The organism is Staphylococcus simulans, assembly GCF_047037175.1.
Classification (GTDB): Bacteria; Bacillota; Bacilli; order Staphylococcales; family Staphylococcaceae; genus Staphylococcus; species Staphylococcus simulans_C.
Genome location: NZ_CP178241.1, coordinates 1300668 through 1325921 on the forward strand (window position 1 = coordinate 1300668; position 25254 = coordinate 1325921).

Below are 25254 nucleotides of genomic sequence, written 5' to 3' on the forward strand. Positions count from 1 at the left end.
TTAACCTCCACTTACCGGTGGAATCAACGCAACCACATCATTTTGTTGAATCATTTCATCATTCGGTACAAATTCCTCATTCAAGGCGATTTGGAATTGTTTACCGCTGATTTCCGGATAGGTTTCAAATAAGTACTTTTTGAACGCTTCTACTGTCATTTCATTTTCTAAATCGAATTCTTCTGTACCTTTTTGTAAGATTTCTTTGATCTCCGCAAAATAAAGGACTTTCATTCTGTTTGCCCCCTTTCAACTGCATCGTCGTGATAGCCACGTTGATGGCCAATCCATTGTGCCCCATCTTCCCATATTTCTTTCTTCCAAATCGGTACGACTTCTTTAATACGATCAATCGCATATTCATTTGCCGCATACGCATCTTTTCTATGCGGTGAAGAGACTGCGATTAATACCGCAATATCAGAAATATGCAGCGGTCCGATACGATGTACAATGCTGACAATCGTGCCCGGCCATTGTTCATTGATTTCATCGCCGATTTGCGCTAATTTTTTCTCAGCCATCGGAACATAGGCTTCATATTCAAGATGTTCTGTACGAATGCCTTTCGTCCATTCTCTGACATGTCCTGTAAAGACCACTACTGCACCCTGATGCGGTGTAATGGTAAAATCTCGATACGGTTCAGTTTGAATCGGCTCAGTCACAACTTCAAATTGTTTCATTTTGACTCATCCTTTTTTCTATCAATAAAAGTTAACAGCCATGATTTAAAATGACTTAACTCTGAATTTTTTTGAAACGGTAACTTATATTGTACATGACTCAGCTCAGATAAAGAAACTAATTCCGCTTCATCTCTATAAATAATCACTTTATCATAATCCGCTTGTTTAAAACCTTCGACGAGTAATACATCATAGTCAATCGTTACCGCTGACTCAATAATGTGGGATAATTCTTGCTCAGTTGAACGGGTGAGGGTCTCTCTCAAAGCGTGCCCCTGCACAATACTTTGGTCTGCACCTGCTTCAAAGTGCTTCATATGATCTACGTCTGCGTTCGGCAGTGTAATATCTTCAGTGCCATGGCCATGATGTTTGATGGTCACCACACGATAACCTTGTGCTTTTAGAAATTTAACGATTTCTGCTACTAAAGTCGTTTTCCCCGCATTTTTATATCCCACAATTTGTAAAATCATAGTGCTAATTCCTCTTCAAATGTATCTGTTTCAGTCAAGATGACATCTACTGTGTAACCTTTTTCAAAGCCGCGTGTACCGCTCGGCAACATAATCATCGCATTACTATGTGCAATGGCTACAACAGCACCTGATTTATTGAAGCCAGAAGGAACCACTGTTGTTTGTAAACCATTTAAAGTCGCTTTAGCACGGATGAAACGTGTAAATGGATTTGGTTTTTTGAAGTCTTCCATTAACGTTGCTTTCACTACTTGCGGGAAGCGTTCAATCGCTCCCATCATATTTAATACTGCAGGTTTCACGAACAGTTCAAAACCTGTATAGCAAGCAGATGGATTGCCTGATAAACCGAATAAAAATTGATTGTTTGCGACCGCAACTGTTGTCACACTGCCTGGGCGCATTTGTACTTTATTGAAGAGCACTTCTGCACCGATTGCTTTATAAATCGCTGGTAGATAATCAAAGTCGCCGACAGAAACACCACCTGTTGTGATGACCATATCATGTGTTGCTAAAGCTTCTTTAACCACTGCTAAACTGCTGTCGAAGTCATCTTCTTGGATTTTATAAACTTCACAGTCTAAGCCGAATTGATTTAATAAACCTTGAATCATTGGTCCGTTAGAATTACGGATTTTACCAGGTTCTAACTCATCGCCGACATCTAACAGTTCACTGCCTGTCGCAATAATCGCAGCTGATGGCAAGCGACGTACTGGCACTTCTGTGTAGCCGAATGTCGCGAGCACTGCGATAGCGCCAGCATTGATACGTTGGCCTGCTTTTAAGACCACATCACCGACTTCTGTTTCTTCACCTTTTAATGACACATTTTCATTGTGTTCAAAGGTTTTACGAATGGTAAATGAATGGTCGCTTTCACGTGTTTGTTCTAACATCACAACTGCATCCGCACCTGCAGGAATTTCAGCACCTGTCATAATACGTACCGCTTGATTTGGGCCGACTGTTTTATCAGAAACGCTGCCTGCACCGATGTGATCAATCACTTCAAATTCAATACGGTTGTCTCCGCTGGCACCTTGTGTATCTTCGCTTCGTAACGCAAAGCCGTCGTAAGGTGATTTATTAAAACGTGGAATTTCATACGTAGCTACGATATCTTCAGACAGCACATAACCTAAACTGTCATTTAAAGGGACTTGTTGTGTTTCTGTACGAAACGCTTGTGCTACTACACGTTTGATTGCTTCTTTTACCGCAATTGGATTTCTTTTTTCAACTGGCATAAACTATCTGCTCCTATCATCTAATTTATTTCGTGCTATAATGTCTAAGCGAGGAGGAATAACATGTCTGAATTTACTCATATCAATGCTCAAGGTAATGCGAAAATGGTCGATGTTTCAGAAAAAGAAATCACGAAACGTATTGCGACTGCACATTCAAGCATTACTGTGAATGAAGCCATATACAAGCAAATTATAGAACATACAAATAAGAAAGGTAATGTGCTGAATACTGCCCAAATCGCGGGAATTATGGCAGCTAAGAATACCTCTACAATTATTCCAATGTGTCATCCGCTCTCACTGACGGGTATCGATATTGCCTTTGAATGGGATACAACATCGTCATACACACTTAATATTGAAGCCACTGTTTCTACCTCAGGTAAGACTGGCGTAGAAATGGAAGCTCTCACAGCCGCTTCAGCAACGGCTTTAACCGTTTACGATATGACCAAAGCACTTGATAAAGGCATGGTCATCGGTGAAACTTACCTTATCTCAAAATCTGGCGGAAAATCTGGAGATTACCGCAGATCATAAACTGTTGTTGCTCATGTTTTACCCGTTTTCAAAGGAAACATGAATCATACAACAGCACTACGGAACCATTGTCATGTGATATAACGCTCACATAAGGCAATCGTTCCGTTTTTTCATGTTATTTCTATTATATAATGCGACCTCTTTAAGTTAAATAGGCTGAATGGATGAAAAAGTTTAAGGAATCACGTGAAATGCATCATCGCTTTCAGTGTTTTCCCTTATTGTACAAGTAGATATAGATAAGAAGCGGTCAACATTCTACTTAAGTAAAATCTAACCGCTTCTATCCTATCTTCTATTTTGTTAATTCATGAATGAGATGATTCAATTCAGGTTTAATTAATTTTTCGATTGCAAGTTTGACTGCACCAGAAGAACCTGGTAAAGAGAAAATCAATTGTTCACCGACTGTACCGCCGACTGCACGTGATAATAAAGCACGTGTTCCTACATCTTCTACATAACTAAGATATCTGAACAACTCTCCGAAGCCCTCAATCTCTTTCGTAAGCAATGGTGTGACAGCTTCAATCGTCACATCACGTTGCGCAATACCTGTACCGCCAGTTGTGATAATTACATCCACATCTTCATTCAACCATTGTTGGACTTGTTGTGTGATGGCTTGTTTATCATCTTTGACAATCGTGTAATGGTCATCTGTGATTTCGACATTAATTTCTGATAGTAATGACTTCGCTAACTGACCGCCTTTATCTGTTTCTTTTGTTCTTGTATCAGATACCGTGAGTACAGCCGCATTGATTGTTCTATCTAACTTAACGTTTACATGTTCATTCTTCATTTAATAAACCTCCTGTAAATTGGACTCAACCGAGTAATTGATTCATTAATTTGATTGCATCTTCAGGTTTCGTCATGCCGTGAATCAACATGCGACCGCCTGAGAAGCTGACAATCCGATGATTGTTGAATTCAAAACGAATCATATAAGGATTCGCGTGATACTTAATATGATGCGTTTCCAAATATTCTTTCAACATTTCCTGGGTAATATCTTCATTGTTATATTGTACCGTATCTCTGCCGCATAATGTCGCAAATTGTAAATCAGAGTGGTTAAGATGCGGATAAGTCGCATGGTCACTGCACGTATGACAGTCCACATTATACATTCGACTGAAACCAAAGGTATAGTGTGTCCCTTCCCATATATCGCCATAAGTCAATTTTGGCGTAAAAGGTGTTTCTGTCAAGATTTTCAACGCATCACGTGTCTGCAGACTCGTTGTCATCGTCACTGCAGGTTGTATCACACCCACTGTATCGCATGTCATGTTAATAACCGGTAATTGCGGCATCAGACAATTGAAACACGGGGTTTCACCAGGAATAAATGCGGCTTCTATATATGTACTTTGTACCACACCGCCATAAATCCATGGTATATGATATTTATATGCAAAATCATTCACTAATAAACGTGTGTCAAAATTATCTGTCGCATCTAAAATTAAATCTACATCCGTCCCATGTGCTTCTAGGAACTGAGGATTCACCTGTGCGATATGCGCATCAATGATAACATCACTTCTTATTGCTTGTAACTTTTCTTTCGCCGCTATCACTTTCGGCATCGCATCTATCGCATCTTGTTCTGTATACAACATTTGTCGTTGCAGATTGCTGAACTCAATATAATCACGATCGACAATCGTGAGTTGTTTGATGCCTGCTCTGACGAGACCATCTGCGATATGTGTCCCTAATGCACCCATGCCGATAATCAGCGCATGTTTTTGCGCAATTTTCTCTTGGCCTTCTTTGCCTATATGTTTAAACAAGATTTGTCTGGAATAACGTTCTGACATCTTTCGATTCCTTTCTTAAGTGCATTGATTCTATTATAAGACGAATAGTGACATGATACAATTGTTCAAATGATTTCACGCCACCGAAAATCCGGTCATACCTCAATTGAGATAGACCGGATTAAAACTGATGCGCTTAACATTATATAGAACCGAGCGTAATAATTTCATCCGCCAGTTGTTCTGCTTCATAATTTGAATGTGTCACAAAGATGATGGGAATTTGCCACTCATCAAAGAGACGTTTGACTAAACGCATACTTTCTTCTTTTGTCGCATCATCTAAACTAGAAAACGGTTCATCGAGCAATAATAAATCGGGTCTTGTACTTAAAGCACGTGCCAATGCGACACGTTGTGCTTCTCCTCCCGATAATCTTGCTGGATACTGCTTTTGTAGATAACTGATATTTAATTGATGCATCAGTTGTGTGATATGTTCAGATGGTTGTGCCATAAAAGTGATATTTTGGTAGACTGTCATATTCGGAAAGAGTTGATAATCCTGGAATAAATAACCGATTTGACGGTCTTGTATTTTAACATTGTGCGCTTCCTTCGTATCTGTTAAAACGCGATGATTGATTTTGATGAACGCACTATCCGCAAATCTCAAACCTGCGATCACATTTAAAATCGTCGTTTTCCCTACTCCAGATGGACCGCGTATCGCATAAATTTTAGGCACTTCATCTTGAATATTCAAGTTTAATAATTGTGCTTTTAATTGATATTTAATTTGGATGGTCAACACGTTAATCCACCTCCAAATAACGATCTTTATTCATTAAGTTAATCGTACCGATGACAGTGATCGCAAAGGCAACTAACACTAAGACCCACAGCCATGCTTGATTTTCTTTGCCTTGTTCAACTAAGAAGTAAATCTCTAACGGCAACGTATTAGTTTTATTTGGAATATAACCCGCAACCATTAAAGTCGCACCGAATTCACCAATCGCACGCGCAAAGGCCATCATTACACCAGACAAAATTGCGCGTTTAGACAGCGGTAAAATCAGTCTGAAGAATATTTTATTTTCACTCGCCCCCATCGTACGTGCAGTATTCAACATTTTATGATTGATTCCTCTGAAACCTTGAATCGTATGTTGATACATTAAAGGGAAACTAACAATAACAGATGCGATAATCGCACCCGTTATTGTGAAAACGACTGGCATATGCAAGACGTTAGTCATAAATGCGCCTACCGGACTTTTAGGTGAGAATACAATTAATAATAAGAACCCCATGACAGTCGGCGGTAACACGATAGGTAAAATAATAATACTCTCAAGAAGTGTCACAATCCGACCTTGTCGTCGATATAACAATCTTGAAATTAGTATTCCAAGTACCGTTACAATGATTGTGCTGATTACAGCCACTTCAATTGATATCCAAAATGGCGTTAAATCAGGCATTGCCACTCCTCCTACACTTCAAATTGATAATCTTTTAAGATTTGTTTCGCTTCATCTGATTTCAAGAATTCTATCCAAGCTTTAGCGGCTTTATTATCAGATGTAGTTCCAGCTTCATAAATGATCGGTTGATTTAATTTAACCGCTTCGATTTCTTTTACTTTATCATTGTTCGTTTTATTTTTATATAAATCCGTTTTATAGACATAACCCAATTGCGCATTACCTTTTTCTACATAATTCAACACTTGGCGGACATCTTTCGCAAAGACTAAATGATCTTTCACACTATCATATAAGCCGTTATCTTTTAAATAACGTTCTGCATACTTGCCTGCAGGCACAGAATTCACTTCACCAATCGCAAGTTTTTGTCCGTCTTTTAAATCTTTCACAGATTTCAAATCTGTCCCTTTTTCACCAATTAAAACTAATTGATTCTTCGCATAATCATATGTGTTATCGGCTTTCTTTTTATCTTTTAAAGCTTTCACATCTTTAGTGTTCGCTGACATAAAGACATCAACAGGTGCGCCTTTTTCAATTTGTTGTCTTAAAGCACCTGAACCGCCATAGTTAAATGTCACGTCCACATCACTATGTTTTTTCTTAAACGCTGTTTCTAATTCTTTTGTCACATCCGTTAAACTTGCGGCCGCTGCGACATGTAATGTTTTATCTTTTTGATTACTGTCAGTTGATTTTTTATCCTTTGAACATCCCGCAATGATTAAACAGAAGCTTAACAATAAAACTGTAAAGTATTTCAATTTCATCTTTAAAGAGCCTCCTGAAATGTTTTATTCACTGTAAATTATACGCTTTACTTACATAAATTCCAATTTGTATTTGTATATTATCTTTTATGTTTCCATAAGAAAAAGGCCCATATCCTATCGGCCTTTTCATATGATTATAAAGTTTGAATAAAGCGTTTGAATGCTTCTAATCCTTCTTGATTACGTTTAAAGACACCTGCATCTTCTAGAACGCGCTTGAATTTTTGTCCCACCGCATCTAAAACAATCTGTTCTGCATTATCTTCAGTGAAGTGATGTGCTGCTTTGAGTTCATCCGCAAATGCTCGATGCACACCTAAATCTAGCTGTGTATCACCTAAAACATAGTGTTCGACTTCTTTCAGTTCTCGTTTTAAACGTGCCGGTAAAATCGCAGTCCCCATGACTTCAATTAAACCGATATTCTCTTTTTTAATATGTTGTACATCTGGATGCGGATGGAAAATACCATCTGGATACGCTTCTGATGTTTGATTATCTCTAAGGACAAGATCTAATTCATAGTTACCTGTTTCCTTACGATAACGTGCTATCGGCGTAATCGTATGATGACGTTCGCCTGCTTCACTTTGTGCTTTAACTTGAACCGTTTCATCACTATATAGATTCCATTGATTGAAGACATGTTCTGCCGCATCAATCAATTGCGCTTGATTGTTCCCTTTCAAACGAATGACACTCATTGGCCAATCCAAAATTACCGCTTCGACTTCCGCATAGCCATTGAGTTTAAAGCGCTCTAATTCTGCCGCGTTATCCATCGGGAAAGTATGTCGGCCTGTTTGATAATGGTTATGTGATAAGATTGATCCGCCTACGATTGGCAAGTCTGCATTTGAACCCGCAAAGTAATGCGGAAATTGTTTCACGAAGTCTAACAGATTCACAAACGTTTGTCGTCCAATTTCCATTGGAACATGTTGTGCAGATAATACAATACTATGTTCAGGGAAATAAGCATAAGGCGAGAATTGGAAGCCCCAGCTTTCGCCATCTAACGAAATACGTGCAATACGATGATTACGACGTGCCGCTTGTGTAACTGAACCTTCGTACCCTTCATTCTCCATGCATAACGCACATAATGGGTAACTTGATTGTTTCGCTTCGCGTGCTGCCGCAATTTCTTTTGCGTCTTTTTCAGGTTTAGACATATTAATGGTAATTTCTAAGTCACCATAGTGTGTCGGTGTATAGAAGTGAATATTTTGCGCAATCGCATCTGCCTTAATATAGTGATTACGCATACAAATATCGTATAAGTATTGTGTCGCTTTTTCTGGATTTTCTTTATACAGCGCTCTGAAGTTATGATTGATGGTTGAAGGTTTCGGTGTAATTAAATCTAGTAATTTCGTTTCAACTTGTTCTTTTTGATAGACCGCATCTTCAATCAAATCATGTTGAATCATTTGTTGAATCCAATACTGCGCAATCGCATTCGGTGTATCTAATTCTGATAGATCTTGCGTTGCAGTTTCAACATCTTCTGCCTGTGTGATTTCTAACACTAAATTTTGAATATAGTACGCATCTTCTGTTTCAAAATCCCCATACGTGACTGCATAAGAAATAAAGCGTTGTACCAGCTGTTGATTCAGCTTCATGAGACAGCCTCCTTTTTATTTATCTTCATAGCCGTTAGGATGTGCACGGTGCCAATGCCAAGCAGTTTCAATTATTTCATGAATGTCATCATGTTTTGGTTCCCAGCCTAGTACTTCACGTGCTTTGTCACTTGAAGCAATTAATTTACTTGGATCACCTGCACGACGTTGACCGATTTCTGATTGAATGGCTTCACCCGTTGCTTGACGTGCTGCTTCTACAATTTCAATCACTGAATAACCTTGGCTGCTGCCTAAGTTGAATGCGCCGCTTTCTCCGCCCTCTTTTAAGTAACGATACGCTAAGATGTGCGCTTCGATTAAATCTGTAACATGCAGATAATCTCTGACACATGAACCATCTTCGGTATCGTAATCTACACCGAATATCGTAATCGCATCGCGTTGGCCTAAAGCTGCCTCTAACACGATAGGAATCAAATGTGTTTCTGGATTATGATCTTCACCAATTGAGCCATCTTCACGTGCACCTGCGACATTGAAATAACGTAATGCTGCATAATTCATACCATATGCGTTATGACACCAATGCATCATTTTCTCCATCATCAATTTGCTTTCACCATAAGGATTAGTCGGTGCTTTCTTCGCATCTTCTGTAATCGGAACGACATCAGGTTCGCCATATACCGCTGCAGTAGAAGAGAAGACAATATCTTTCACATCATGTGCTTTCATTACTTCAAGCAATACTTGCATGCCATATACATTATTATTGAAATAATCTAAAGGTTTCTCTACAGATTCTCCAACTAAAGAATACGCACAGAAGTGGAAAACACCTTCGACCGCTTCTTTCGCAAACACTTGATTTAAGAATTCGCTGTCACGAATATCACCTTCGTAAAAACGTGCTGCTTTCGGTACAGCACCTCTATGGCCTGTTCCTAAATTATCTACGACTGCGACATCAAATCCAGCATCTATCAATTGATGCGCTGCATGGCTTCCGATGTAGCCTGCACCGCCTAATACTAAAACTGACATGATTTTCCTCCTTAAAGTTCGATTGATTTTACACCGTCACCGATATTGACATGATAAAACGATGGCGCATAACCCATTTTATCTGTATAGATACGTGAAACTTCTGCTTCTAAATCTTGAACTTTTGATTGATGTACGAGCGCAATCGCACATCCCGCAAATCCTGCTCCTGTCATTCGTGCACCCAGTACACCGTCAACTGCTTGCGCAGACTCAGCGAGCGTATCCAGCTCTTTGCCTGTTACTTCATAATCTTCTTTTAATGAAGCATGACTTTCATTTAATAATGTGCCAAAACGCTCGAAATCAGATTGTGCTAACGCATCGTACGCTTCTTTGACACGCGCATTTTCAGTGACCGCATGTCGTGCACGACGACGTATCGTTTCATCTTCGATCAAATGCGCATGTTGATTGAAAGTTTCCACATCTAAATGTCCAAGTGCATCAATATCTACTGATTGTTGTAAAGCAGCTAATGCTTTCTGGCATTCTTCAAGACGTTCATTATATTTAGATTCTGCTAATTCACGACGCTTATTTGTATTCATAATAGAAATCGTATAGTCTCCAAACTCAGTTGGAACGTAATGATACTCTAATGTATGTGTATCTAAAAGAATCGCTTGATCTTTTTGTCCCATACCGACAATAAACTGATCCATAATGCCTGAGTTCACACCGATAAATTGATTTTCTACTTTTCGTCCAAGCTGAATTAATTCTAAGCGTTCAACCTCTAAATCAAACAACTGTTTCATTAACCAACCCGTTAACATTTCAATAGAAGCTGAAGAAGATAAGCTCGCTCCATTTGGAATATTACCTTCTACGATGACGTCAAAGCCTGAATCAATTGAATAGCCTGCTTCAATTAAAAACTTAACCATCCCTTTTGGATAGTTCGCCCAACTATGGTCTGTATTGTAATCCAAGTCGTCTAACGAAAATGAGATGATACCTTTTTCTTCAAAGTTTAAAGAGTAAAAACGAATCGTGCGATCATCACGTTTACGTGCTAAGCCATATGTGCCTAATTCAATTGCGGCCGGAAATACATATCCGCCATTATAGTCAGTATGTTCTCCGATTAAATTAATACGTCCTGGTGCAAATGCAGCAACATCTGGTTTTGTCTCAAATTGCTTTTCAAATTGCGTTTGCATCGATGCCAACATAGTATAACTCCTCTCACAAGGTAAATTTATTAGTAAACACAATTAAAGTTTATTTGTTTACTAAATGTTTTGTCAACACTTTCTAGTTCTTCTTGAAGGAAAAAGATTGACGTTCTATTTGTTTTGTTTGTATCACTACATGCATCGCTGACTGACGTGTTTTTTGAATCCGTTCTTTCGCCATTAACACCGCACTTTTCCCGAACTGTTCAATATCAATACGGATACTCGTCAAAGAAGGTGTCACATACTGATTCACATCTAAATCATTGAAACCAATGACGCCTGCTTCTTTAGGGATAGAAACCCCTCTTTGTTGTAAGGCTTGAATCAAGCCGATGGCTACCATATCATTACCCGCTATCAAAATATCTGGAATCGTTTCAGCTTGTTCAACCGCTTCAAACCCTTCTTCTCTTGCCCAACCGATAAGATGCCCCATCGGCATTACCTCATTCTGTTGACACCAAGAAAGATAAGCGTGATATCTGGCATCACTTTCCATTGTTTCTTCGCCATCCAATTTACGTTCTTCACGCATACCGCCATAATAAGCAACTGTTGCTTTCGGATACGCTGCTTTGATTTGATCTAGCAGTTGATACATGGCTTGCTCTAAATCTGAATAAACAGCATCAATATAATCAGGTACTTGTTTATTATTAATCACAACCATATTAGGGTTGTGATGATAAATTTCTTGTAACGCATCGAGAGAAAAATTACCGATGACTAACACTGCACCTGCTTTTTTCACATCTAATAAATCTTGTTTTTTAAAGCCTGTTTCAATTCTAAGTGTTTTCTTTAAAGTTAAATTCAATTTCTTAATCTCTGACTCTATCGCTAAGCGTAATTCTCGGTGGAAAGGATCTGCCATTTCTCTTCTGCGCGACGCATACGTAATGATTTGAACTTGGCGGTTCACACGCACTGCCTTATGATATTCAAGTTCCTTTGCGGTATTTAATATACGTGTTCTCGTGCTGTCCGATACAGACAATGTCGGATCTTCATTAAGTACACGAGATACTGTTCCTGGACTGACACCCGCTTGTTTTGCGATATCTCTGATACTAGCCATAATTGCCACCTCTCTTTTGTTTACTTTAAGTTTACTATTCTTTGTTTACTTGTACAACGCTTCACTTTCAATAAATACAGCTTCTATGCAAATCTTTTTTGTAAATTCTGGTGATGTAGTATATTGTTAAATTAAGGAGTCATGCATATGAATAAAGATAAAGATGTTTTAACGAATCAGACAATTGTCCGTTATGAAGGTGGAGATTTATTCGAAACCACTGATAGTTATGTTACAGAGTTTCCGTTGACCGTTATGGTAAATGGCGAAGAATTTGCGACCGTCATCTGTAGTCCAGACCATATGGAAGAATTGGTACTGGGCTTTTTAGCGTCTGAAGGTGCCATTTTGAAACGCAGTGAATTGAAATCGATTCAAATCGATGACAGTAAAGGCTTTGCGCATGTTGAATTAACCAAAGATTTAGGGGACCGTTTTGAATATTCGACGAAGCGTATGATTGCTTCATGCTGCGGTAAGAGTCGTGAATTTTACTTTCAAAATGATGCGGCAGTCGCCAAGACGTCATTGTCCAATATCACTTTAACGCCAAAACAAGTGATTAATATGATGACCAGACTTCAAACTGCAAGTAAACTATTCAAACGTACAGGTGGCCTGCATAATGCGGCCATCAGCGATGGCGATGCATTCTTTGAACATCGCCAAGATATCGGTCGACATAATGCGCTCGATAAGTTATATGGCTTCTGTATTGAACGCCATATTCCTGTCAGAGATAAAGTATTGATTTTCAGCGGTCGTATCTCATCAGAAATTCTAATTAAAGCTGCGAAGATCGGTGTGGGTGTAATTCTCTCTAAATCTGCACCCACTACTTTAGCGGTGACTTTAGCGAATGATTTGAATATTACCGCAATCGGTTTTATCAGAGATGGCAACTTTAATATTTATAGTCATCCAGAACGTATAAAAGCTGTGTCCGCACAAGATTAACTTGCGGAACACAGCTTTTAATTTATCTATTTATATATTTTCTTTTACCACACTATAACAATAGCTAATAAAGGTATACCCCTGTTTGATATACATTTCTTTTGCGGTATCTTCACCATCTGCGATTAGAATCATAGGTTTGTTTTGCGCATAATTTGCGACAAAGGCCTGCATGGCACGTCCAATGCCTTGGCCACGCATCTCTTTAATTACACCGAAACTATCAATTTCAATCGTGTCTTCTGATTCAATCATGTCTAATGTGCCGACAGGCTGCGCATCTTTATACGCGATGACCCGCTTCACATTAGTCGCCCCTTCGAATTGCTGTCTTAATGTTTTAACCACTTCATCCGCATAGTCTTTTCCATAATCTAAAGAAAAGTAGCGGCAGATTTTTAAATAATCATCCAAATGATAAATGTCGACCCAACGAATATCTAAATCACTTGGCATCTCACCAGCAAGCGCATGTGCTTCTATCGCATACATTTCCAATAACACAACTTCAAAATTTTCTCGTTCAAAGTATGTACGAAATGTTGTATCTAACTTTGTGTTTTCTGGAAATGTAAATGCCAAATGATGGCTGCCTTGTTTTAGATGCGCTTTAGTTTGTGTATCAACATGTTTTAACCATGTTTCAAACGTCGGCATCTCATGATAAACCCACTTATTAGTATAATACGTGAGCGGTTCTTGTGGTGTTAAATAAATCGTTTTGTGTTCATCTTGATAAGCAACTGTTCCAGGCTGATCAATTAATCGCATAGATAGCGGTCCCATCTTCATCCCTCTTTCTGATAACTCAGAAACGAATCAATTGTTTAAAGCGTGTATGATTTAATAACGCCGCACCAATTAAACAAGCGATAATGCCTTTAATAATATCCCCTGGCATAAAGACAAAAGATAAGAAGAATGCTTTTGATAATGGCATATGTGTAATCACGCCCATCACTAATGTGCCGACAATATCTAATAAAAAGATACCCGCAATTAATGTAGGAATAAATAAACGACCGAAATTGATTCGTTCTATTGATTTATCGCGTGCATAGCCAATCAAGAAAGCGACGACTGGGTATAAGAATAAGAAACCTGCTGATGGTCCAGCAAATACGCCTATACCACCGCGCCCGCCTGTTAAGACAGGTAAACCGCACGCTGCTAAAATTAAAAATACAATTACGCTTAATGTACCATACTTTTTACCTAAAAGAATACCTGCGAGAAAAATACCGACATTCTGCAAGACAATCGGTACAGGCATGAAAGGAAGCGGAATCGGCGGTACCAATCCTAGCAATGCGATAATCGCTGTCATAATTGCGGTGAAAGTAATATGTTTTGTTGTCATAAAATAACCTCCTCAATAACTTACAAGAAAGATTATACCACAAATGTTAACTTATATTTACGTTAAGTTAACATATATTTGTTCCATTTTACACAATTATACACGGACTTTAGACGCAAGTTTAGTAATATATTCAAAGAAATCATCTCTATTCACATCATCCACTAAACGAATCGTTCTTCCTCCCTCAGTCACACGCTTTGTGCGGCCTTGGCTTGGACCCTTAGTGATGACTTCCGTTTGAACTTCTTCAACGTGGACTAAGTCTGGTTTGCCGACTGATGCTGTAGTAAGTACATCCCATAAGAAATACGTAGAGTTGGTCACAAAGTGTGTTAATGGCGGTACCGCCGCATAACATACGCCTAAGAAATCTACACCTAAAATATCACGTTGATCTGCCCACATTTGTCGTACATCAATCGTTAATGGTACTTTATTCGTACTTTCCAACGCAACCATATCAATCGCAATGTCTGCGTCAAAGACAGTTGCGACTGCTTCTGGATCCCAAAAGGCATTCCATTCAGCTGTGCCGTCATGTTCCGGCTCTTCTACATTTCCTTTCGTTAAAAACGTACCGCCCATCCATACTAAACGTTCAATTTTGTCAGTAATCTGTGGTGCGACTTCCAATGCTTGCGCTAAATCAGTTAAAGGACCAGTGAACAATAACGTTACTGCTTCATCGCTGCTTTCTAATTTTTCAATGATATCTTCATAAGCTTCTATCTCTAGCTGCGTTGAATGTTGTTTAATTCGTGATTCATTTAATACTGGTAATGCGTCAACAAAGAAGGCATGCATACGCCATTCTTTAGGGAATGGATTCTTGCCTCTTAATGACGATGCGGCAACATCCAACTTTCTATCTGAAAAGCGGTTGATGATTTTAACAGAAGCACTGACTGCAGGTTCTACATAACTATCAGCACCAATTGCGCTGACTCCGATTAATTCAACATCTTCCATTTGTAGTAATAAAAAGAGTGAAACTAAATCATCTACGCCGCCATCGTGGTTAAAATATATTTTTTTCATGGTTTACCTCCAAATTTTAGGTTCACTCCCTATTAAATGGAATTTGCGAAAAAATGTAAAGTAAGTGTTTAACGCAATATTCAGTTGTACTATATAGAATTTCTCCGTTGAATCTAATGCAAGCTGCTAAACACTACCAACTCTTTAATCCGAGTGATACACTAAACTTAATACAGCAATATACGTCAGGAGGAATAACGTTGTTACAATCAGGATTAGTTCATACAGAGATTCAACGCAAATGGTTAACAAAGTTACAATCAGTCAAAGACGAATTTCAAGCGCACGCAGCATACAATGATAAACATAGCCGCTTCCCCCATGAAAATATAGCGTGGCTCGTCAAAGAAGGCTACAGCTTATTAACCTTACCAAAAGCTTATGGCGGTGAAGGTGCGACAATTGAAGATATGGTTATTATTCAAAGTTATTTAGGCGCAATTGATGGGGCAACAGCTTTATCTATCGGTTGGCATTTAAGTACAGCGGGTCAAATATTTGAAGAACAGAAATGGGAGCCTCACTTACTTGATCAATTAGCACAAGACATCAAGGCAGGTGCGCTGATCAACAGAGCAGTAAGTGAAGCAGATACCGGTAGTCCGACACGCGGCGGCAAACCTGCAACACATGCCAAAGCATCCGGTACGGATTATGTATTAAATGGCGTCAAAACCTTTACTTCAATGCTTCCAGCTTTAACACACTTGTTAGTCAGCGGGTATAATGAAGCAACTGACCAATTTGGTTTCTTCTTAGTCAAAAAAGACACACCCGGCGTGTCTGTCGCAGAAACATGGAATGTCGTTGGGATGCGAGCCACTGAAAGTCACGACTTAGTCTTAGAAGATGTGCATATTCCACAAGAAAACTTTGTAGAAGTTGCGGGCGGATCGAAAGGCCCGAATGGTTGGATTCTGCATATCCCAAGTGTCTATTTAGGCATCGCACAAGCGGCAGCAGATTATGCGAAGCATTTCGCTGAAGTACATCAGCCTAACAGTATTGACCACCCTATCGGTCATCTCCCAACAGTTCAACAAGCAATCGGTGAAATGGAATCGCTGTTACTGTCAGCACGCGCATTTTTATGGTCAACTGCGCGGACATATCATGAAGCGCCAGATGCGCCAGTTTGGAATGAAACGTCTGCCAGTAAAATTCTTGTGATGAATCAAGGTTTGAAAGTGATTGATATAGCCATGCGGATTGTCGGTGCGAAAAGTTTAGAAATGGAGCGACCGCTTCAACGTTATTATCGTGATATGCGTGCCGGTCTGCATAATCCGCCTATGGAAGATGCAGCGTATACCAATATTGCCAAATCAGAGCTTAACTTATTTTAGTCACTCAATATATTCAACTACGTACCTCATATCATTGATACGAACCGATGATGTTACTTGAAACTTCAACATTATAATCAAACGGCTTACACAGGAACACATTGTGTAAGCCGTTTTAATTATGCCTCATCTTTTAAATAAGCTTCTTGTTCTTCTTTTTCATGCGGCATCGTAGATTTTCCCGCCAACATCATGATCCACGTTGCGACAATAAACGGCAGAGTGAACGCTGGTAAACCAAATGGTTTTAACCATGTCACTAATCCTGCATGAACCACAACGGTGATGAAAATACCAAACAACATGCTTAAATAGCGATTGAATACTGATTTTTCTTTGAAAGTAATACCTAATGCTAAAATAACCAAAATGACATTATAACCATATAAACCTGTGTTAATGTCATCATGGTTAGCACCGAACATCATCACGACAAATACACCGATAATATTAGCGATAATCGCATAGATACCTGCGCGTTTGGAAGCAACAAAGATCCCAAATAATATAATGAGACCCCCTGCTGCACTTTGTACTAGGAATATTTCACTAAAACCATCTAAAAAGGTCATGATGCCATGAATCGTATGATGAGAAAAGTGAATTTCTTGCACTTTTGACGGCAAAATATTAACCCCTGCATTCACATGTTCAAATTGGAATGACATAAATAAGAACATCCAACTGATAAATACATAGGGCATTGTCAGCATCGGCAATTCAAAGCGTGCTAACAAATTACGAAATGCTGCACCTAACGGCAAGGTTAATACCACTGCAAGACCTGTCATCACAATGCCTAGCCAGTCTTGGACTAAGAAAACGGTCAATGCGACCCCTGTTAATACTGGATTAAATCCAGCAAGCCCCTCTTTAATTTCTTCTTCTGAATAGTTTGTATAAGGTGCAAACACATAAGCAATGATACTAGACAGTAATGCTGCGAGACCGATTTTCCAGTCGGCCACAAATAATCCAATCAATATCAATAGTCCCGTCCAAGCATTATTCAATAATAATACTTGTGAAATATTCTTTAATACAACGTCGACAAATTGACGCATCGATCCTTCACCTGATTTCTTAAAAATATAAACCGCTAAAATTATAACAGAATAAGATTTCGAACAAAAATCGAATGCTCTTATTTATGATAACCTACAATATTGTTTAACATGTCCTATAAAATTGTAAATCTAACTTGTTTGAAAAATTACCAAAAAAGGTAAATCTCCTTTAGGTTAATAAAAGTGTATGTTAAGGCTCTAACTTGTTAATTTGCAATTATATTTCGCACTACAAATATATATTTCTTGTATATCGATAAGTCGAGTCTTACAATGGATAAGTATTATTTAACATATATGAAAGAAGGGATCACTTTGCATTTTACTCAACGTGAACAAGATAAATTGATGTTGGTTATTGCGAACGACGTTGCACGCAGACGTCAAAAACGTGGCTTAAAATTAAACTATCCTGAAGCAGTAGCTATCATCAGTTACGAAATGTTAGAAGGTGCAAGAGACGGTAAGAGCGTTGCCGACCTTATGAGTTACGGCAGACAAATTTTAAATAAGGATGATGTAATGGAAGGTGTAGCTGATATGATTACAGATATCGAGGTTGAAGCGACCTTCCCTGACGGTACTAAACTGATTACAATACATCATCCGATTGTTTAAAGGGGGATTTTTCATTATGAAACCTGGTGAAATTATTGTAAAACGTACTGAAATTGAAATAAATAGAGGTACTGATTCTACTGAAACAGTCATCGTCGTCAAAAACGTAGGAGACCGCCCTATCCAAGTCGGCTCTCACTACCACTTCTTTGAAGTCAATGACGGCTTAAAATTTGATAGAGAAAAAGCTTATGGCAAACACTTAGATATTCCTGCAGGTGCAGCTGTACGTTTTGAACCTGGGGATGAAAAGAAAGTACAACTTGTTGAATATAATGGCAATCGTCGTATTTACGGTTTCCGCGGAATGGTCAACGGACCGATTGATGAAGATCGTATCTTCCGTGTAGATGATGACCATCCAAACGCTGGTATTACAAACGACGAAGGAATGAATAATGCGAATAAAGAAAGTGGGTATAATCGATGAGCTTTAAAATGACGCAATCTCAATATACAAGTTTATATGGTCCGACAGTCGGAGATTCTATTCGATTAGGTGACACCAACTTATTTGCACGCGTTGAAAAAGATTATGCGACATATGGGGATGAAGCAACTTTTGGCGGCGGTAAATCTGTTCGTGACGGCATGGCCCAAAACCCTAATGTTACACGTGATGACCGCAATGTTGCAGATACAGTAATCACAAACGCAGTTATTATCGACTACGATAAAGTATACAAAGCAGATATCGGAATTAAAAACGGCTACATTATGCGATATGGTAAAGCCGGCAACCCTGATATTATGGACAACGTAAATATCATTATCGGCGCAAACACAGATATCATTTCTGGCGAAGGTAAAATTGTGACTGCCGGCGGTATTGATACACACGTGCACTTTATAAACCCTGAACAATCATGGGTTGCACTTGAAAGTGGTGTAACGACGCACATCGGTGGCGGTACAGGTGCTTCAGAAGGTTCTAAGGCAACAACTGTTGCGCCAGGTCCTTGGCATATGCACCGTATGTTAGAAGCAGCTGAAGCTTTACCAATCAATGTTGGTTTCACTGGTAAAGGACAAGCTTACAACCACACTGCATTAATTGAACAAATCCACGCTGGCGCAATCGGCTTGAAAGTCCATGAGGACTGGGGTGCTACTCCATCTGCGCTAAGCCATGCATTAGATGTGGCTGATGATTATGATGTACAAATCGCATTACACGCAGATACATTGAATGAAGCGGGCTTCATGGAAGATACAATGAAAGCCATTAAAGACCGTGTTATTCATATGTACCACACTGAAGGTGCTGGTGGCGGACATGCGCCTGACTTAATCAAATCAGCAAGCTATCCTAATGTCCTTCCATCATCCACTAACCCAACATTACCTTATACAACAAATACAGTTGACGAACATTTAGATATGGTTATGATTACTCACCACTTGAATGCTTCTATTCCTGAAGACGTGGCATTCGCAGACTCACGTATCCGTAAAGAAACAATCGCAGCTGAGGACGTATTACAAGATATGGGTGTATTCAGTATGGTCAGCTCTGACTCACAAGCGATGGGTCGTGTCGGTGAAGTGATTACACGTACTTGGCAAGTTGCACACCGCATGAAAGAACAACGCGGTTATTTAGACGGCGACTCAGAATACAATGATAACAACCGTATCAAACGTTATATCGCAAAATATACAATCAACCCTGCAATCACACACGGTATCTCAGAATATGTAGGTTCTATCGAACCAGGCAAACTTGCAGATATCGTTATTTGGGAACCTGCATTCTTCGGTGTAAAACCTGATGTTGTATTAAAAGGCGGTATGATCAGTACTGCAGTCAACGGTGATGCGAACGGTTCTATCCCTATCTCAGAACCACTTAAATTCCGTAAAATGTACGGCCAATTCGGCGGCAATATGACAGGTACAAATATGACGTTTGTTTCAAATATTGCTTATATGAACGATATTCAACGTCAATTGAATTTACACCGTATGGTACGTCCAGTTAAAAATATCCGTAAATTACGTAAAACGGATATGAAAAATAATACAGCAACACCAAAATTAGACGTAGATCCGCAAACGTATGAAGTGTTTGTAGATGGCGAAAAAATTACAAGCGAACCTGCTACAGAATTGCCATTAACACAACGTTACTTCTTATTCTAGGAGGCTAGCTTTCATGATAGTAGAAGAAATTCTTGGCAATATCGCCAATTTATCACCTGAAGAAAAACAAAAACACACTGAAAAAGTGTATCTAGAAAACTCTGATTTAGTTAAACGCATCCAACGTGTAAAAACAGACCATGGCAATGAAATCGGCATCCGCTTAAAAAACCCTGTAGATTTGCAGTATGGCGATATCTTATATGAAGATGACAACAACCGTATCGTGGTAGATGTCAACTCTGAAGATATCTTGGTTATCAAACCACGTTCACTGCAAGAAATGGGAGATATTGCCCATCAATTAGGTAACCGTCATTTGCCTGCACAGTTCACTGAAAGTGAGATGCTGGTACAATACGATTATTTAGTTGAAGATTTATTACAATCACTTGGTATCCCCCATTCACGCGAGGATCGCAAAGTCAATAAAGCTTTCCGTCATATAGGACATTCACATGATTGATCATGCATCTTTACGCTTGTTTCAATTTTGCGATTCGCAATTTCCTACAGGTGCATTCAGTCATTCTTTCGGACTAGAAACATATATTCAAAGAGGGACTGTTCATGACGAACAGTCCTTCCAAGAATGGCTGAAACTCTTTTTAAGTGAACAACTCACCTATGCGGATGGATTAGCGATGCGCTTCGTTTATGAAGCACTGAATCAGAATGATGAACAAAGAGTATTAGAATTAGATCGTTTATTATTTGTTCAAAATATGCCGAGAGAAACACGTGTGGGCACTAAACAAATGGGCACACGTATGGTGAAACTTGCGGATGAACTTTACGACAGTAAATGGATTCATTGGTATCACGAACAATATCAAGCGAAACAAGCAAAATTGCATCCCGCAATTTGTTTTACAATGCTTGGTCACTATCTCGGTGTCGATATTGAAATGATTATCGATTATTATTTATATCAAAACGTTTCATCTTTAACTCAAAACGCGGTCAGAGCCATCCCTTTAGGACAAACTGCAGGTCAACGTATTGTGACGCAGATGATTCCATTTATGAAAGAGACACGCAACCACATTTTTGAGCTTAAAGCATCTGAATTCGGCATCACTGCACCAGGACTTGAAATCAATCAAATGGAACATGAAAAAGTGAATGTACGAATCTTTATTTCCTAGGAGGCAAGATTTATGACTCAACCTATTAAAATCGGAATCGGTGGTCCAGTAGGCGCTGGTAAAACCGAACTTGTAGAAAAAGTAGTAAAACACCTTTCAAAAGAATTAAGTATCGGTGTTATTACGAATGATATTTATACAAAAGAAGACGAAAAAATTCTTGTGAACACTGGCGTATTGCCTGCAGATCGTATCATCGGTGTAGAAACTGGCGGTTGTCCACATACAGCTATTCGTGAAGATGCTTCGATGAACTTTGCGGCTATTGATGAATTAATGGAACGTCATGAAGATATTGAATTGATTTTCGTTGAATCTGGCGGCGACAACTTAGCTGCGACATTCAGTCCAGAACTTGTAGATTTCTCAATTTATATTATTGACGTTGCACAAGGTGAAAAAATCCCGCGTAAAGGCGGACAAGGTATGATTAAATCTGACTTCTTCATTATCAACAAAACAGATTTAGCGCCATATGTCGGTGCTTCTTTAGACCAAATGGCTGAAGATACATGTACTTTCCGCGGTGAGCGTCCATTCACATTTACTAACCTTAAAACAGAAGATGGTTTAGACAATGTGATTAACTGGATTGAACGTGATGTGCTGCTTAAAGGACTAGAATAATGTCTGAAGTGAAGAGATGGACGGGACAATTAGATATCACCGTCTTTAATGATGGTGAACGTTCTGTCGCACGCGATATCTTTTTTGAACAAGCATTAAAAGTGATTCGCCCTATCTATTTAAATGGCTCTAACATCCCGACATTCTATATTGTTAATGTCGGCGGCGGTTATTTAGATGGCGACCGTTATCGCTTAAATGTCCAAGTAAAAGAAAATGCGGCAACCACGCTGACATCGCAAGGTGCAACAAAAATCTACAAAACATTGAAAGATCATGTTGAACAATATCAAACGTTCACGATTGAAGATAATGCCTATATGGAATATGTCGGTGATCCAATTATTGCTTATAAAAACGCAAAATTTTATCAGCATAACCAATATCATCTTGCCAACAGCGGCGCGATGTTTTATACCGACATCCTAACACCTGGTTATTCACCAGATGAGGCACACTTTACGTATGACTATCTCCACCTGCTTAACGAAATCTTTGTAGACGGTGAATTAGTTGTATATGACAATATGTTGTTAGATCCAAATAAAAATCGTGTAGATGCTTTAGGTTATATGGAAGGTTATTCTCACCTTGGTTCTTGTTATTTCATCCATCCAGATGTAAACAAAGAAACAGTAGAAGAACTTTATGACATCATGGCACCTTATGCGAAACAAGAAGATTGCAGAATCGGTATTACTGAACTCGCAACACACGGCATCAGCATTCGAATTCTTGCTCACCAAACAGATTTAATCGTAGACATTTTAAACGACGTACAACAACAACTCGTTAAGAAGCACTATGACAGAGCAGTCGATTTCTTAAGAAAATATTAAAAGACAATCCTATCTAACAATTTGATTGCATAATGAAGGACGGTTACCAAATATGGATAACCGTCCTTTTTATATACTTTATTCTATAACTACTTGTGCTTAGTTAATGCCAAAATGCTTTAATCGTTTCTGCTTCATGGTGCCCTTGTTGACGCGCCGCTTCAGCTACTTCTTTACGCAATGCACCATTCATCGTATTATAATCATATTTCTCTAGAATAGCCATGACTGCTTCATCTGGTTTAACCGTATGAACCGCTTGTCCACGCTCTGTCATGTTTTCAACTAAATCTGACAAGGCATACGGTGATTTCACTGGTAAGTTGGCAGCCAAGACGACGACTTTATCGGCTTCACTCACATCAGGATTATCCATAGAATAAGAACCGCCATCATAATAATGTTTATTATGCAGTTGAATTGTTGGATAGGCACCTTGGAAAGCACCGCTTGCTGCGATAGCTTTAACTAACGGCACATCTGAATTTTCGTCTAAAACTTTGCGTTGATTGGATTCCACTTCTGTAACTACAATTTTAATTTTAGGTGTCCACCCCGTTACTGCCTTACCTAAACTATTGCGTATCATATTGAGACGTTCTGTTTCAGGCAATTCTACTTTAGGATGCATAGCCATTTGACTCATACCGTCAATCCATTCCTCAACTGTACGCGCATTACGTTCTAATTGATCAAACTGCGCAAAGATATCAGTTAAGTCTTCATCTGTTAAGGGATTTTCAGCTTCTCTTTGATATTCTAATTGTTCTTCCCAAATCGTTTCCCAGTCTGCTTCTGAAGCGAGCACTGCACCGACTTGTGCACCAGCAGATGTACCGACAAATTCGTCAGCCGTTCTTAAATCCAAACCTTTCTCAGCCAAGCCTCTTAAATAGCCGATTTCCCATGCCATACCGAATTGTCCGCCGGCACCTAAAATGACTGATGTTGTTGCCATACAATCACTCCTCTACCTCCATTTATTTAATTTAATTCATTACACTCCTTATTTTACCCTTTAAAATAAGATGACATGTATCACTATGCTTATAGGATAGCTGCACAGCGCTGCATAACCACGCACTTTCTTGGGAATAATATAATTAAGATGAGGTGAATGAGATATGTCAGAATCTAAAGCGTACCGTTCTAAAATGATGTCTAAAATTAAAAGCACCGGAGGCAAAGCTGAAACACAACTCGCGAAAGCTTTATGGCATCAAGGTGTGCGTTATTTTAGGAATTATAAGAAATTACCCGGATCACCAGATATCGCCATCACTAAATATAAGGTACTCGTATTTGTAGATGGAGAATTTTGGCATGGTTATGATTGGGAACATGTCAAACAGACAAGAATCCATACCAACCGCTCCTATTGGATTCCGAAGTTAGAACGAAATATCGAACGCGATCAAGAAGTTAATGCACAATTAGAAGCGATGGGGTATACTGTGCTGCGCTTTTGGGAGAAACACGAGGTATTTCATGATATGGAAGCTTGTGTGAACCAAGTATTAGCAGCCATTGAAACAAATAAAGCCAAAATAAAAAAGTGAGCTATAACGATGTATAACTCACTTTTTTATTACTGTTATTTGTGCCCCTTGAAATAATCTTAAATTCCCCAACTTCTCCTATGATTAAAATACTTTGCTGACCGCTTTACAAAGCGCCTCAATTTCTTTTCTTTGTTCTGGATCAACTACTAAAATCACGGTTCTTTCATCGTGTTTATTTCTTTTTTTAGTTAAGAGTTTACGCTCTTTAAGCTTTTGAATCGCTTTAGAAATAAAGTATGGTTTTAAGTTGGATAGTTGAATGATTTCTTTTACATTGAACTCTGTACGCTCTTTTTCGCTGCTGTGAATATAGTTTAAAATGAAGAGCTCTTCAAAAGTGATTTGAAACTCACTTTTAATTGTCGCACTGACCTCTCTTACTTTTTGTGCCACAGTTACGAATTTTGGTAAATCGTTGATTATATTTTTATTGTTCATAATTATGAATTCACTCCTTCTAAGTTGTTTTTCGAAGATGTTTAGTGAATTATTCTGAAAATTTCAAGTGAACCCCTCACATAAACTAATTTTATTACATTTCTCATTAAATAACAATCTATTTTTGTTCCTAAAAAAATCAAAATAGTAAACGTCCTAATAATAAAATCAGTCAGGTTGACTGTATAGTTTTCATTACGGTTAAT

30 protein-coding genes are annotated in these 25254 nt (G+C 38.8%); 11 read left to right on the plus strand and 19 right to left on the minus strand.

All coding sequences use genetic code 11. The annotated features are described in order from the left end of the window. From moaD to glp, 4 genes are read right to left on the minus strand one after another with little or no spacing between them, the layout of a single operon-like run. Positions 1-234 carry a molybdopterin converting factor subunit 1 gene (gene moaD / locus ACFCT9_RS06640; protein WP_412517948.1) on the minus strand — a complete coding sequence of 78 codons (234 nt, stop codon included), beginning with the start codon at positions 232-234 and terminating at the stop codon, positions 1-3. After that, a complete protein-coding gene (locus ACFCT9_RS06645; protein WP_412517950.1) occupies positions 231-686 on the minus strand; it encodes a molybdenum cofactor biosynthesis protein MoaE in 456 nt (151 codons plus the stop codon). Before ACFCT9_RS06645 ends, moaD begins: the two co-directional genes overlap by 4 nt. Continuing rightward, a complete protein-coding gene (gene mobB / locus ACFCT9_RS06650; RefSeq protein WP_412517951.1) occupies positions 683-1165 on the minus strand; it encodes a molybdopterin-guanine dinucleotide biosynthesis protein B in 483 nt (160 codons plus the stop codon). Before mobB ends, ACFCT9_RS06645 begins: the two co-directional genes overlap by 4 nt. Further along, positions 1162-2421 carry a gephyrin-like molybdotransferase Glp gene (gene glp, locus ACFCT9_RS06655; RefSeq protein WP_412517953.1) on the minus strand — a complete coding sequence of 420 codons (1260 nt, stop codon included), beginning with the start codon at positions 2419-2421 and terminating at the stop codon, positions 1162-1164. Before glp ends, mobB begins: the two co-directional genes overlap by 4 nt. Positions 2422-2484: 63 nt before the next feature. On the opposite strand from glp, the gene moaC reads away from it, so the two are divergent. After that, positions 2485-2964, plus strand: coding sequence for a cyclic pyranopterin monophosphate synthase MoaC (moaC, locus tag ACFCT9_RS06660; RefSeq protein ID WP_412517954.1), 480 nt, complete (start codon positions 2485-2487; stop codon positions 2962-2964). Positions 2965-3262: 298 nt separating this feature from the next. Here moaC and ACFCT9_RS06665 read toward each other — a convergent pair whose 3' ends face one another. From ACFCT9_RS06665 to ACFCT9_RS06705, 9 genes are all read right to left on the minus strand, one after another. Then, on the minus strand, positions 3263-3772 hold the full coding sequence (locus tag ACFCT9_RS06665) for a molybdenum cofactor biosynthesis protein B (RefSeq protein ID WP_412517956.1): 510 nt from the start codon (positions 3770-3772) through the stop codon (positions 3263-3265). A 25-nt stretch (positions 3773-3797) separates the two neighbouring features. Further along, positions 3798-4799 carry a ThiF family adenylyltransferase gene (locus tag ACFCT9_RS06670; protein ID WP_412517957.1) on the minus strand — a complete coding sequence of 334 codons (1002 nt, stop codon included), beginning with the start codon at positions 4797-4799 and terminating at the stop codon, positions 3798-3800. A gap of 142 nt (positions 4800-4941) precedes the next feature. Further along, positions 4942-5553, minus strand: a complete 612-nt coding sequence (locus ACFCT9_RS06675) for an ATP-binding cassette domain-containing protein (RefSeq protein ID WP_412517958.1) — start codon at positions 5551-5553, stop codon at positions 4942-4944. Between the two features lies 1 nt (position 5554). Next, entirely contained in the window at positions 5555-6226 is a 672-nt protein-coding gene (modB, locus tag ACFCT9_RS06680; RefSeq protein WP_412517960.1) for a molybdate ABC transporter permease subunit, read from the minus strand. An 11-nt stretch (positions 6227-6237) separates the two neighbouring features. After that, entirely contained in the window at positions 6238-7002 is a 765-nt protein-coding gene (modA, locus tag ACFCT9_RS06685) for a molybdate ABC transporter substrate-binding protein (RefSeq protein ID WP_412517962.1), read from the minus strand. A 137-nt stretch (positions 7003-7139) separates the two neighbouring features. After that, positions 7140-8633 carry a UDP-glucose--hexose-1-phosphate uridylyltransferase gene (galT, locus tag ACFCT9_RS06690; RefSeq protein ID WP_412517964.1) on the minus strand — a complete coding sequence of 498 codons (1494 nt, stop codon included), beginning with the start codon at positions 8631-8633 and terminating at the stop codon, positions 7140-7142. A 15-nt stretch (positions 8634-8648) separates the two neighbouring features. Next, entirely contained in the window at positions 8649-9641 is a 993-nt protein-coding gene (gene galE / locus ACFCT9_RS06695; protein ID WP_412517966.1) for a UDP-glucose 4-epimerase GalE, read from the minus strand. A gap of 11 nt (positions 9642-9652) precedes the next feature. Next, positions 9653-10819, minus strand: coding sequence for a galactokinase (locus tag ACFCT9_RS06700; protein WP_412517968.1), 1167 nt, complete (start codon positions 10817-10819; stop codon positions 9653-9655). 82 nt (positions 10820-10901) lie between these two features. After that, positions 10902-11903, minus strand: coding sequence for a LacI family DNA-binding transcriptional regulator (locus tag ACFCT9_RS06705; RefSeq protein WP_412517970.1), 1002 nt, complete (start codon positions 11901-11903; stop codon positions 10902-10904). Positions 11904-12050: 147 nt separating this feature from the next. Here ACFCT9_RS06705 and fdhD point away from each other — a divergent pair, with 147 nt between their 5' ends. Further along, on the plus strand, positions 12051-12860 hold the full coding sequence (fdhD, locus tag ACFCT9_RS06710) for a formate dehydrogenase accessory sulfurtransferase FdhD (protein ID WP_412517972.1): 810 nt from the start codon (positions 12051-12053) through the stop codon (positions 12858-12860). A gap of 30 nt (positions 12861-12890) precedes the next feature. On the opposite strand, the gene ACFCT9_RS06715 is transcribed toward fdhD, so the two are convergent. The 3 genes from ACFCT9_RS06715 to ACFCT9_RS06725 form a co-directional block, all read right to left on the minus strand. Further along, complete coding sequence (locus ACFCT9_RS06715; RefSeq protein ID WP_412517974.1) at positions 12891-13646, minus strand: GNAT family N-acetyltransferase; 756 nt, start codon at positions 13644-13646, stop codon at positions 12891-12893. A gap of 22 nt (positions 13647-13668) precedes the next feature. Next, the gene (locus ACFCT9_RS06720) at positions 13669-14220 is read right to left on the minus strand and encodes a biotin transporter BioY (protein WP_412517975.1); all 552 of its coding nucleotides are present in this window, start codon (positions 14218-14220) and stop codon (positions 13669-13671) included. Positions 14221-14316: 96 nt separating this feature from the next. Continuing rightward, on the minus strand, positions 14317-15261 hold the full coding sequence (locus tag ACFCT9_RS06725) for a nucleoside hydrolase (protein ID WP_412517977.1): 945 nt from the start codon (positions 15259-15261) through the stop codon (positions 14317-14319). Between the two features lie 200 nt (positions 15262-15461). Here ACFCT9_RS06725 and ACFCT9_RS06730 point away from each other — a divergent pair, with 200 nt between their 5' ends. Then, positions 15462-16607, plus strand: coding sequence for an acyl-CoA dehydrogenase family protein (locus ACFCT9_RS06730; RefSeq protein WP_412517979.1), 1146 nt, complete (start codon positions 15462-15464; stop codon positions 16605-16607). Positions 16608-16726: 119 nt separating this feature from the next. Here the strand turns inward: ACFCT9_RS06730 and yut are convergent, their stop codons facing one another. Beyond that, complete coding sequence (gene yut / locus ACFCT9_RS06735) at positions 16727-17671, minus strand: urea transporter (RefSeq protein WP_412517981.1); 945 nt, start codon at positions 17669-17671, stop codon at positions 16727-16729. Between the two features lie 318 nt (positions 17672-17989). Here yut and ACFCT9_RS06740 point away from each other — a divergent pair, with 318 nt between their 5' ends. Genes ACFCT9_RS06740 through ACFCT9_RS06770 form a run of 7 tightly spaced genes read left to right on the plus strand, consistent with a single transcriptional unit; the run spans position 17990 to position 23048 of the window. Beyond that, the gene (locus ACFCT9_RS06740) at positions 17990-18292 is read left to right on the plus strand and encodes an urease subunit gamma (protein ID WP_002479619.1); all 303 of its coding nucleotides are present in this window, start codon (positions 17990-17992) and stop codon (positions 18290-18292) included. A 16-nt stretch (positions 18293-18308) separates the two neighbouring features. After that, positions 18309-18722 (plus strand): urease subunit beta, encoded by a 414-nt coding sequence (locus ACFCT9_RS06745; RefSeq protein ID WP_412517984.1) that lies wholly within the window; start codon positions 18309-18311, stop codon positions 18720-18722. After that, positions 18719-20434 (plus strand): urease subunit alpha, encoded by a 1716-nt coding sequence (gene ureC, locus ACFCT9_RS06750; protein WP_412517985.1) that lies wholly within the window; start codon positions 18719-18721, stop codon positions 20432-20434. Before ACFCT9_RS06745 ends, ureC begins: the two co-directional genes overlap by 4 nt. Positions 20435-20447: 13 nt before the next feature. Further along, positions 20448-20900 (plus strand): urease accessory protein UreE, encoded by a 453-nt coding sequence (gene ureE, locus ACFCT9_RS06755; protein WP_412517987.1) that lies wholly within the window; start codon positions 20448-20450, stop codon positions 20898-20900. Further along, complete coding sequence (locus ACFCT9_RS06760; RefSeq protein ID WP_412517989.1) at positions 20893-21582, plus strand: urease accessory protein UreF; 690 nt, start codon at positions 20893-20895, stop codon at positions 21580-21582. Before ureE ends, ACFCT9_RS06760 begins: the two co-directional genes overlap by 8 nt. A gap of 12 nt (positions 21583-21594) precedes the next feature. Further along, on the plus strand, positions 21595-22209 hold the full coding sequence (gene ureG, locus ACFCT9_RS06765; RefSeq protein ID WP_412517991.1) for an urease accessory protein UreG: 615 nt from the start codon (positions 21595-21597) through the stop codon (positions 22207-22209). Then, positions 22209-23048 (plus strand): urease accessory protein UreD, encoded by an 840-nt coding sequence (locus ACFCT9_RS06770; protein ID WP_412517993.1) that lies wholly within the window; start codon positions 22209-22211, stop codon positions 23046-23048. Before ureG ends, ACFCT9_RS06770 begins: the two co-directional genes overlap by 1 nt. A 103-nt stretch (positions 23049-23151) precedes the next feature. Here the strand turns inward: ACFCT9_RS06770 and ACFCT9_RS06775 are convergent, their stop codons facing one another. Continuing rightward, complete coding sequence (locus ACFCT9_RS06775; RefSeq protein ID WP_412517995.1) at positions 23152-24006, minus strand: patatin-like phospholipase family protein; 855 nt, start codon at positions 24004-24006, stop codon at positions 23152-23154. A 166-nt stretch (positions 24007-24172) separates the two neighbouring features. Here ACFCT9_RS06775 and ACFCT9_RS06780 point away from each other — a divergent pair, with 166 nt between their 5' ends. Next, positions 24173-24607 carry a very short patch repair endonuclease gene (locus ACFCT9_RS06780; RefSeq protein ID WP_412517996.1) on the plus strand — a complete coding sequence of 145 codons (435 nt, stop codon included), beginning with the start codon at positions 24173-24175 and terminating at the stop codon, positions 24605-24607. Between the two features lie 84 nt (positions 24608-24691). Here the strand turns inward: ACFCT9_RS06780 and ACFCT9_RS06785 are convergent, their stop codons facing one another. Further along, the gene (locus tag ACFCT9_RS06785) at positions 24692-25048 is read right to left on the minus strand and encodes a transcriptional regulator, SarA/Rot family (protein ID WP_412517998.1); all 357 of its coding nucleotides are present in this window, start codon (positions 25046-25048) and stop codon (positions 24692-24694) included. Positions 25049-25254: the final 206 nt, after the last annotated feature.

Bases quoted from the DNA above. Each gene is read 5' to 3' on its own strand.
- moaD (WP_412517948.1), bottom strand. From the start codon at position 234: ATGAAAGTCCTTTATTTTGCGGAGATCAAAGAAATCTTACAAAAAGGT.
- ACFCT9_RS06645 (WP_412517950.1), bottom strand. From the start codon at position 686: ATGAAACAATTTGAAGTTGTGACTGAGCCGATTCAAACTGAACCGTAT.
- mobB (WP_412517951.1), bottom strand. From the start codon at position 1,165: ATGATTTTACAAATTGTGGGATATAAAAATGCGGGGAAAACGACTTTA.
- glp (WP_412517953.1), bottom strand. From the start codon at position 2,421: ATGCCAGTTGAAAAAAGAAATCCAATTGCGGTAAAAGAAGCAATCAAA.
- moaC (WP_412517954.1), top strand. From the start codon at position 2,485: ATGTCTGAATTTACTCATATCAATGCTCAAGGTAATGCGAAAATGGTC.
- ACFCT9_RS06665 (WP_412517956.1), bottom strand. From the start codon at position 3,772: ATGAAGAATGAACATGTAAACGTTAAGTTAGATAGAACAATCAATGCG.
- ACFCT9_RS06670 (WP_412517957.1), bottom strand. From the start codon at position 4,799: ATGTCAGAACGTTATTCCAGACAAATCTTGTTTAAACATATAGGCAAA.
- modB (WP_412517960.1), bottom strand. From the start codon at position 6,226: ATGCCTGATTTAACGCCATTTTGGATATCAATTGAAGTGGCTGTAATC.
- modA (WP_412517962.1), bottom strand. From the start codon at position 7,002: ATGAAATTGAAATACTTTACAGTTTTATTGTTAAGCTTCTGTTTAATC.
- galT (WP_412517964.1), bottom strand. From the start codon at position 8,633: ATGAAGCTGAATCAACAGCTGGTACAACGCTTTATTTCTTATGCAGTC.
- galE (WP_412517966.1), bottom strand. From the start codon at position 9,641: ATGTCAGTTTTAGTATTAGGCGGTGCAGGCTACATCGGAAGCCATGCA.
- ACFCT9_RS06700 (WP_412517968.1), bottom strand. From the start codon at position 10,819: ATGTTGGCATCGATGCAAACGCAATTTGAAAAGCAATTTGAGACAAAA.
- ACFCT9_RS06705 (WP_412517970.1), bottom strand. From the start codon at position 11,903: ATGGCTAGTATCAGAGATATCGCAAAACAAGCGGGTGTCAGTCCAGGA.
- fdhD (WP_412517972.1), top strand. From the start codon at position 12,051: ATGAATAAAGATAAAGATGTTTTAACGAATCAGACAATTGTCCGTTAT.
- ACFCT9_RS06715 (WP_412517974.1), bottom strand. From the start codon at position 13,646: ATGGGACCGCTATCTATGCGATTAATTGATCAGCCTGGAACAGTTGCT.
- ACFCT9_RS06720 (WP_412517975.1), bottom strand. From the start codon at position 14,220: ATGACAACAAAACATATTACTTTCACCGCAATTATGACAGCGATTATC.
- ACFCT9_RS06725 (WP_412517977.1), bottom strand. From the start codon at position 15,261: ATGAAAAAAATATATTTTAACCACGATGGCGGCGTAGATGATTTAGTT.
- yut (WP_412517981.1), bottom strand. From the start codon at position 17,671: ATGCGTCAATTTGTCGACGTTGTATTAAAGAATATTTCACAAGTATTA.
- ACFCT9_RS06745 (WP_412517984.1), top strand. From the start codon at position 18,309: ATGAAACCTGGTGAAATTATTGTAAAACGTACTGAAATTGAAATAAAT.
- ureC (WP_412517985.1), top strand. From the start codon at position 18,719: ATGAGCTTTAAAATGACGCAATCTCAATATACAAGTTTATATGGTCCG.
- ureE (WP_412517987.1), top strand. From the start codon at position 20,448: ATGATAGTAGAAGAAATTCTTGGCAATATCGCCAATTTATCACCTGAA.
- ACFCT9_RS06760 (WP_412517989.1), top strand. From the start codon at position 20,893: ATGATTGATCATGCATCTTTACGCTTGTTTCAATTTTGCGATTCGCAA.
- ureG (WP_412517991.1), top strand. From the start codon at position 21,595: ATGACTCAACCTATTAAAATCGGAATCGGTGGTCCAGTAGGCGCTGGT.
- ACFCT9_RS06770 (WP_412517993.1), top strand. From the start codon at position 22,209: ATGTCTGAAGTGAAGAGATGGACGGGACAATTAGATATCACCGTCTTT.
- ACFCT9_RS06775 (WP_412517995.1), bottom strand. From the start codon at position 24,006: ATGGCAACAACATCAGTCATTTTAGGTGCCGGCGGACAATTCGGTATG.
- ACFCT9_RS06780 (WP_412517996.1), top strand. From the start codon at position 24,173: ATGTCAGAATCTAAAGCGTACCGTTCTAAAATGATGTCTAAAATTAAA.
- ACFCT9_RS06785 (WP_412517998.1), bottom strand. From the start codon at position 25,048: ATGAACAATAAAAATATAATCAACGATTTACCAAAATTCGTAACTGTG.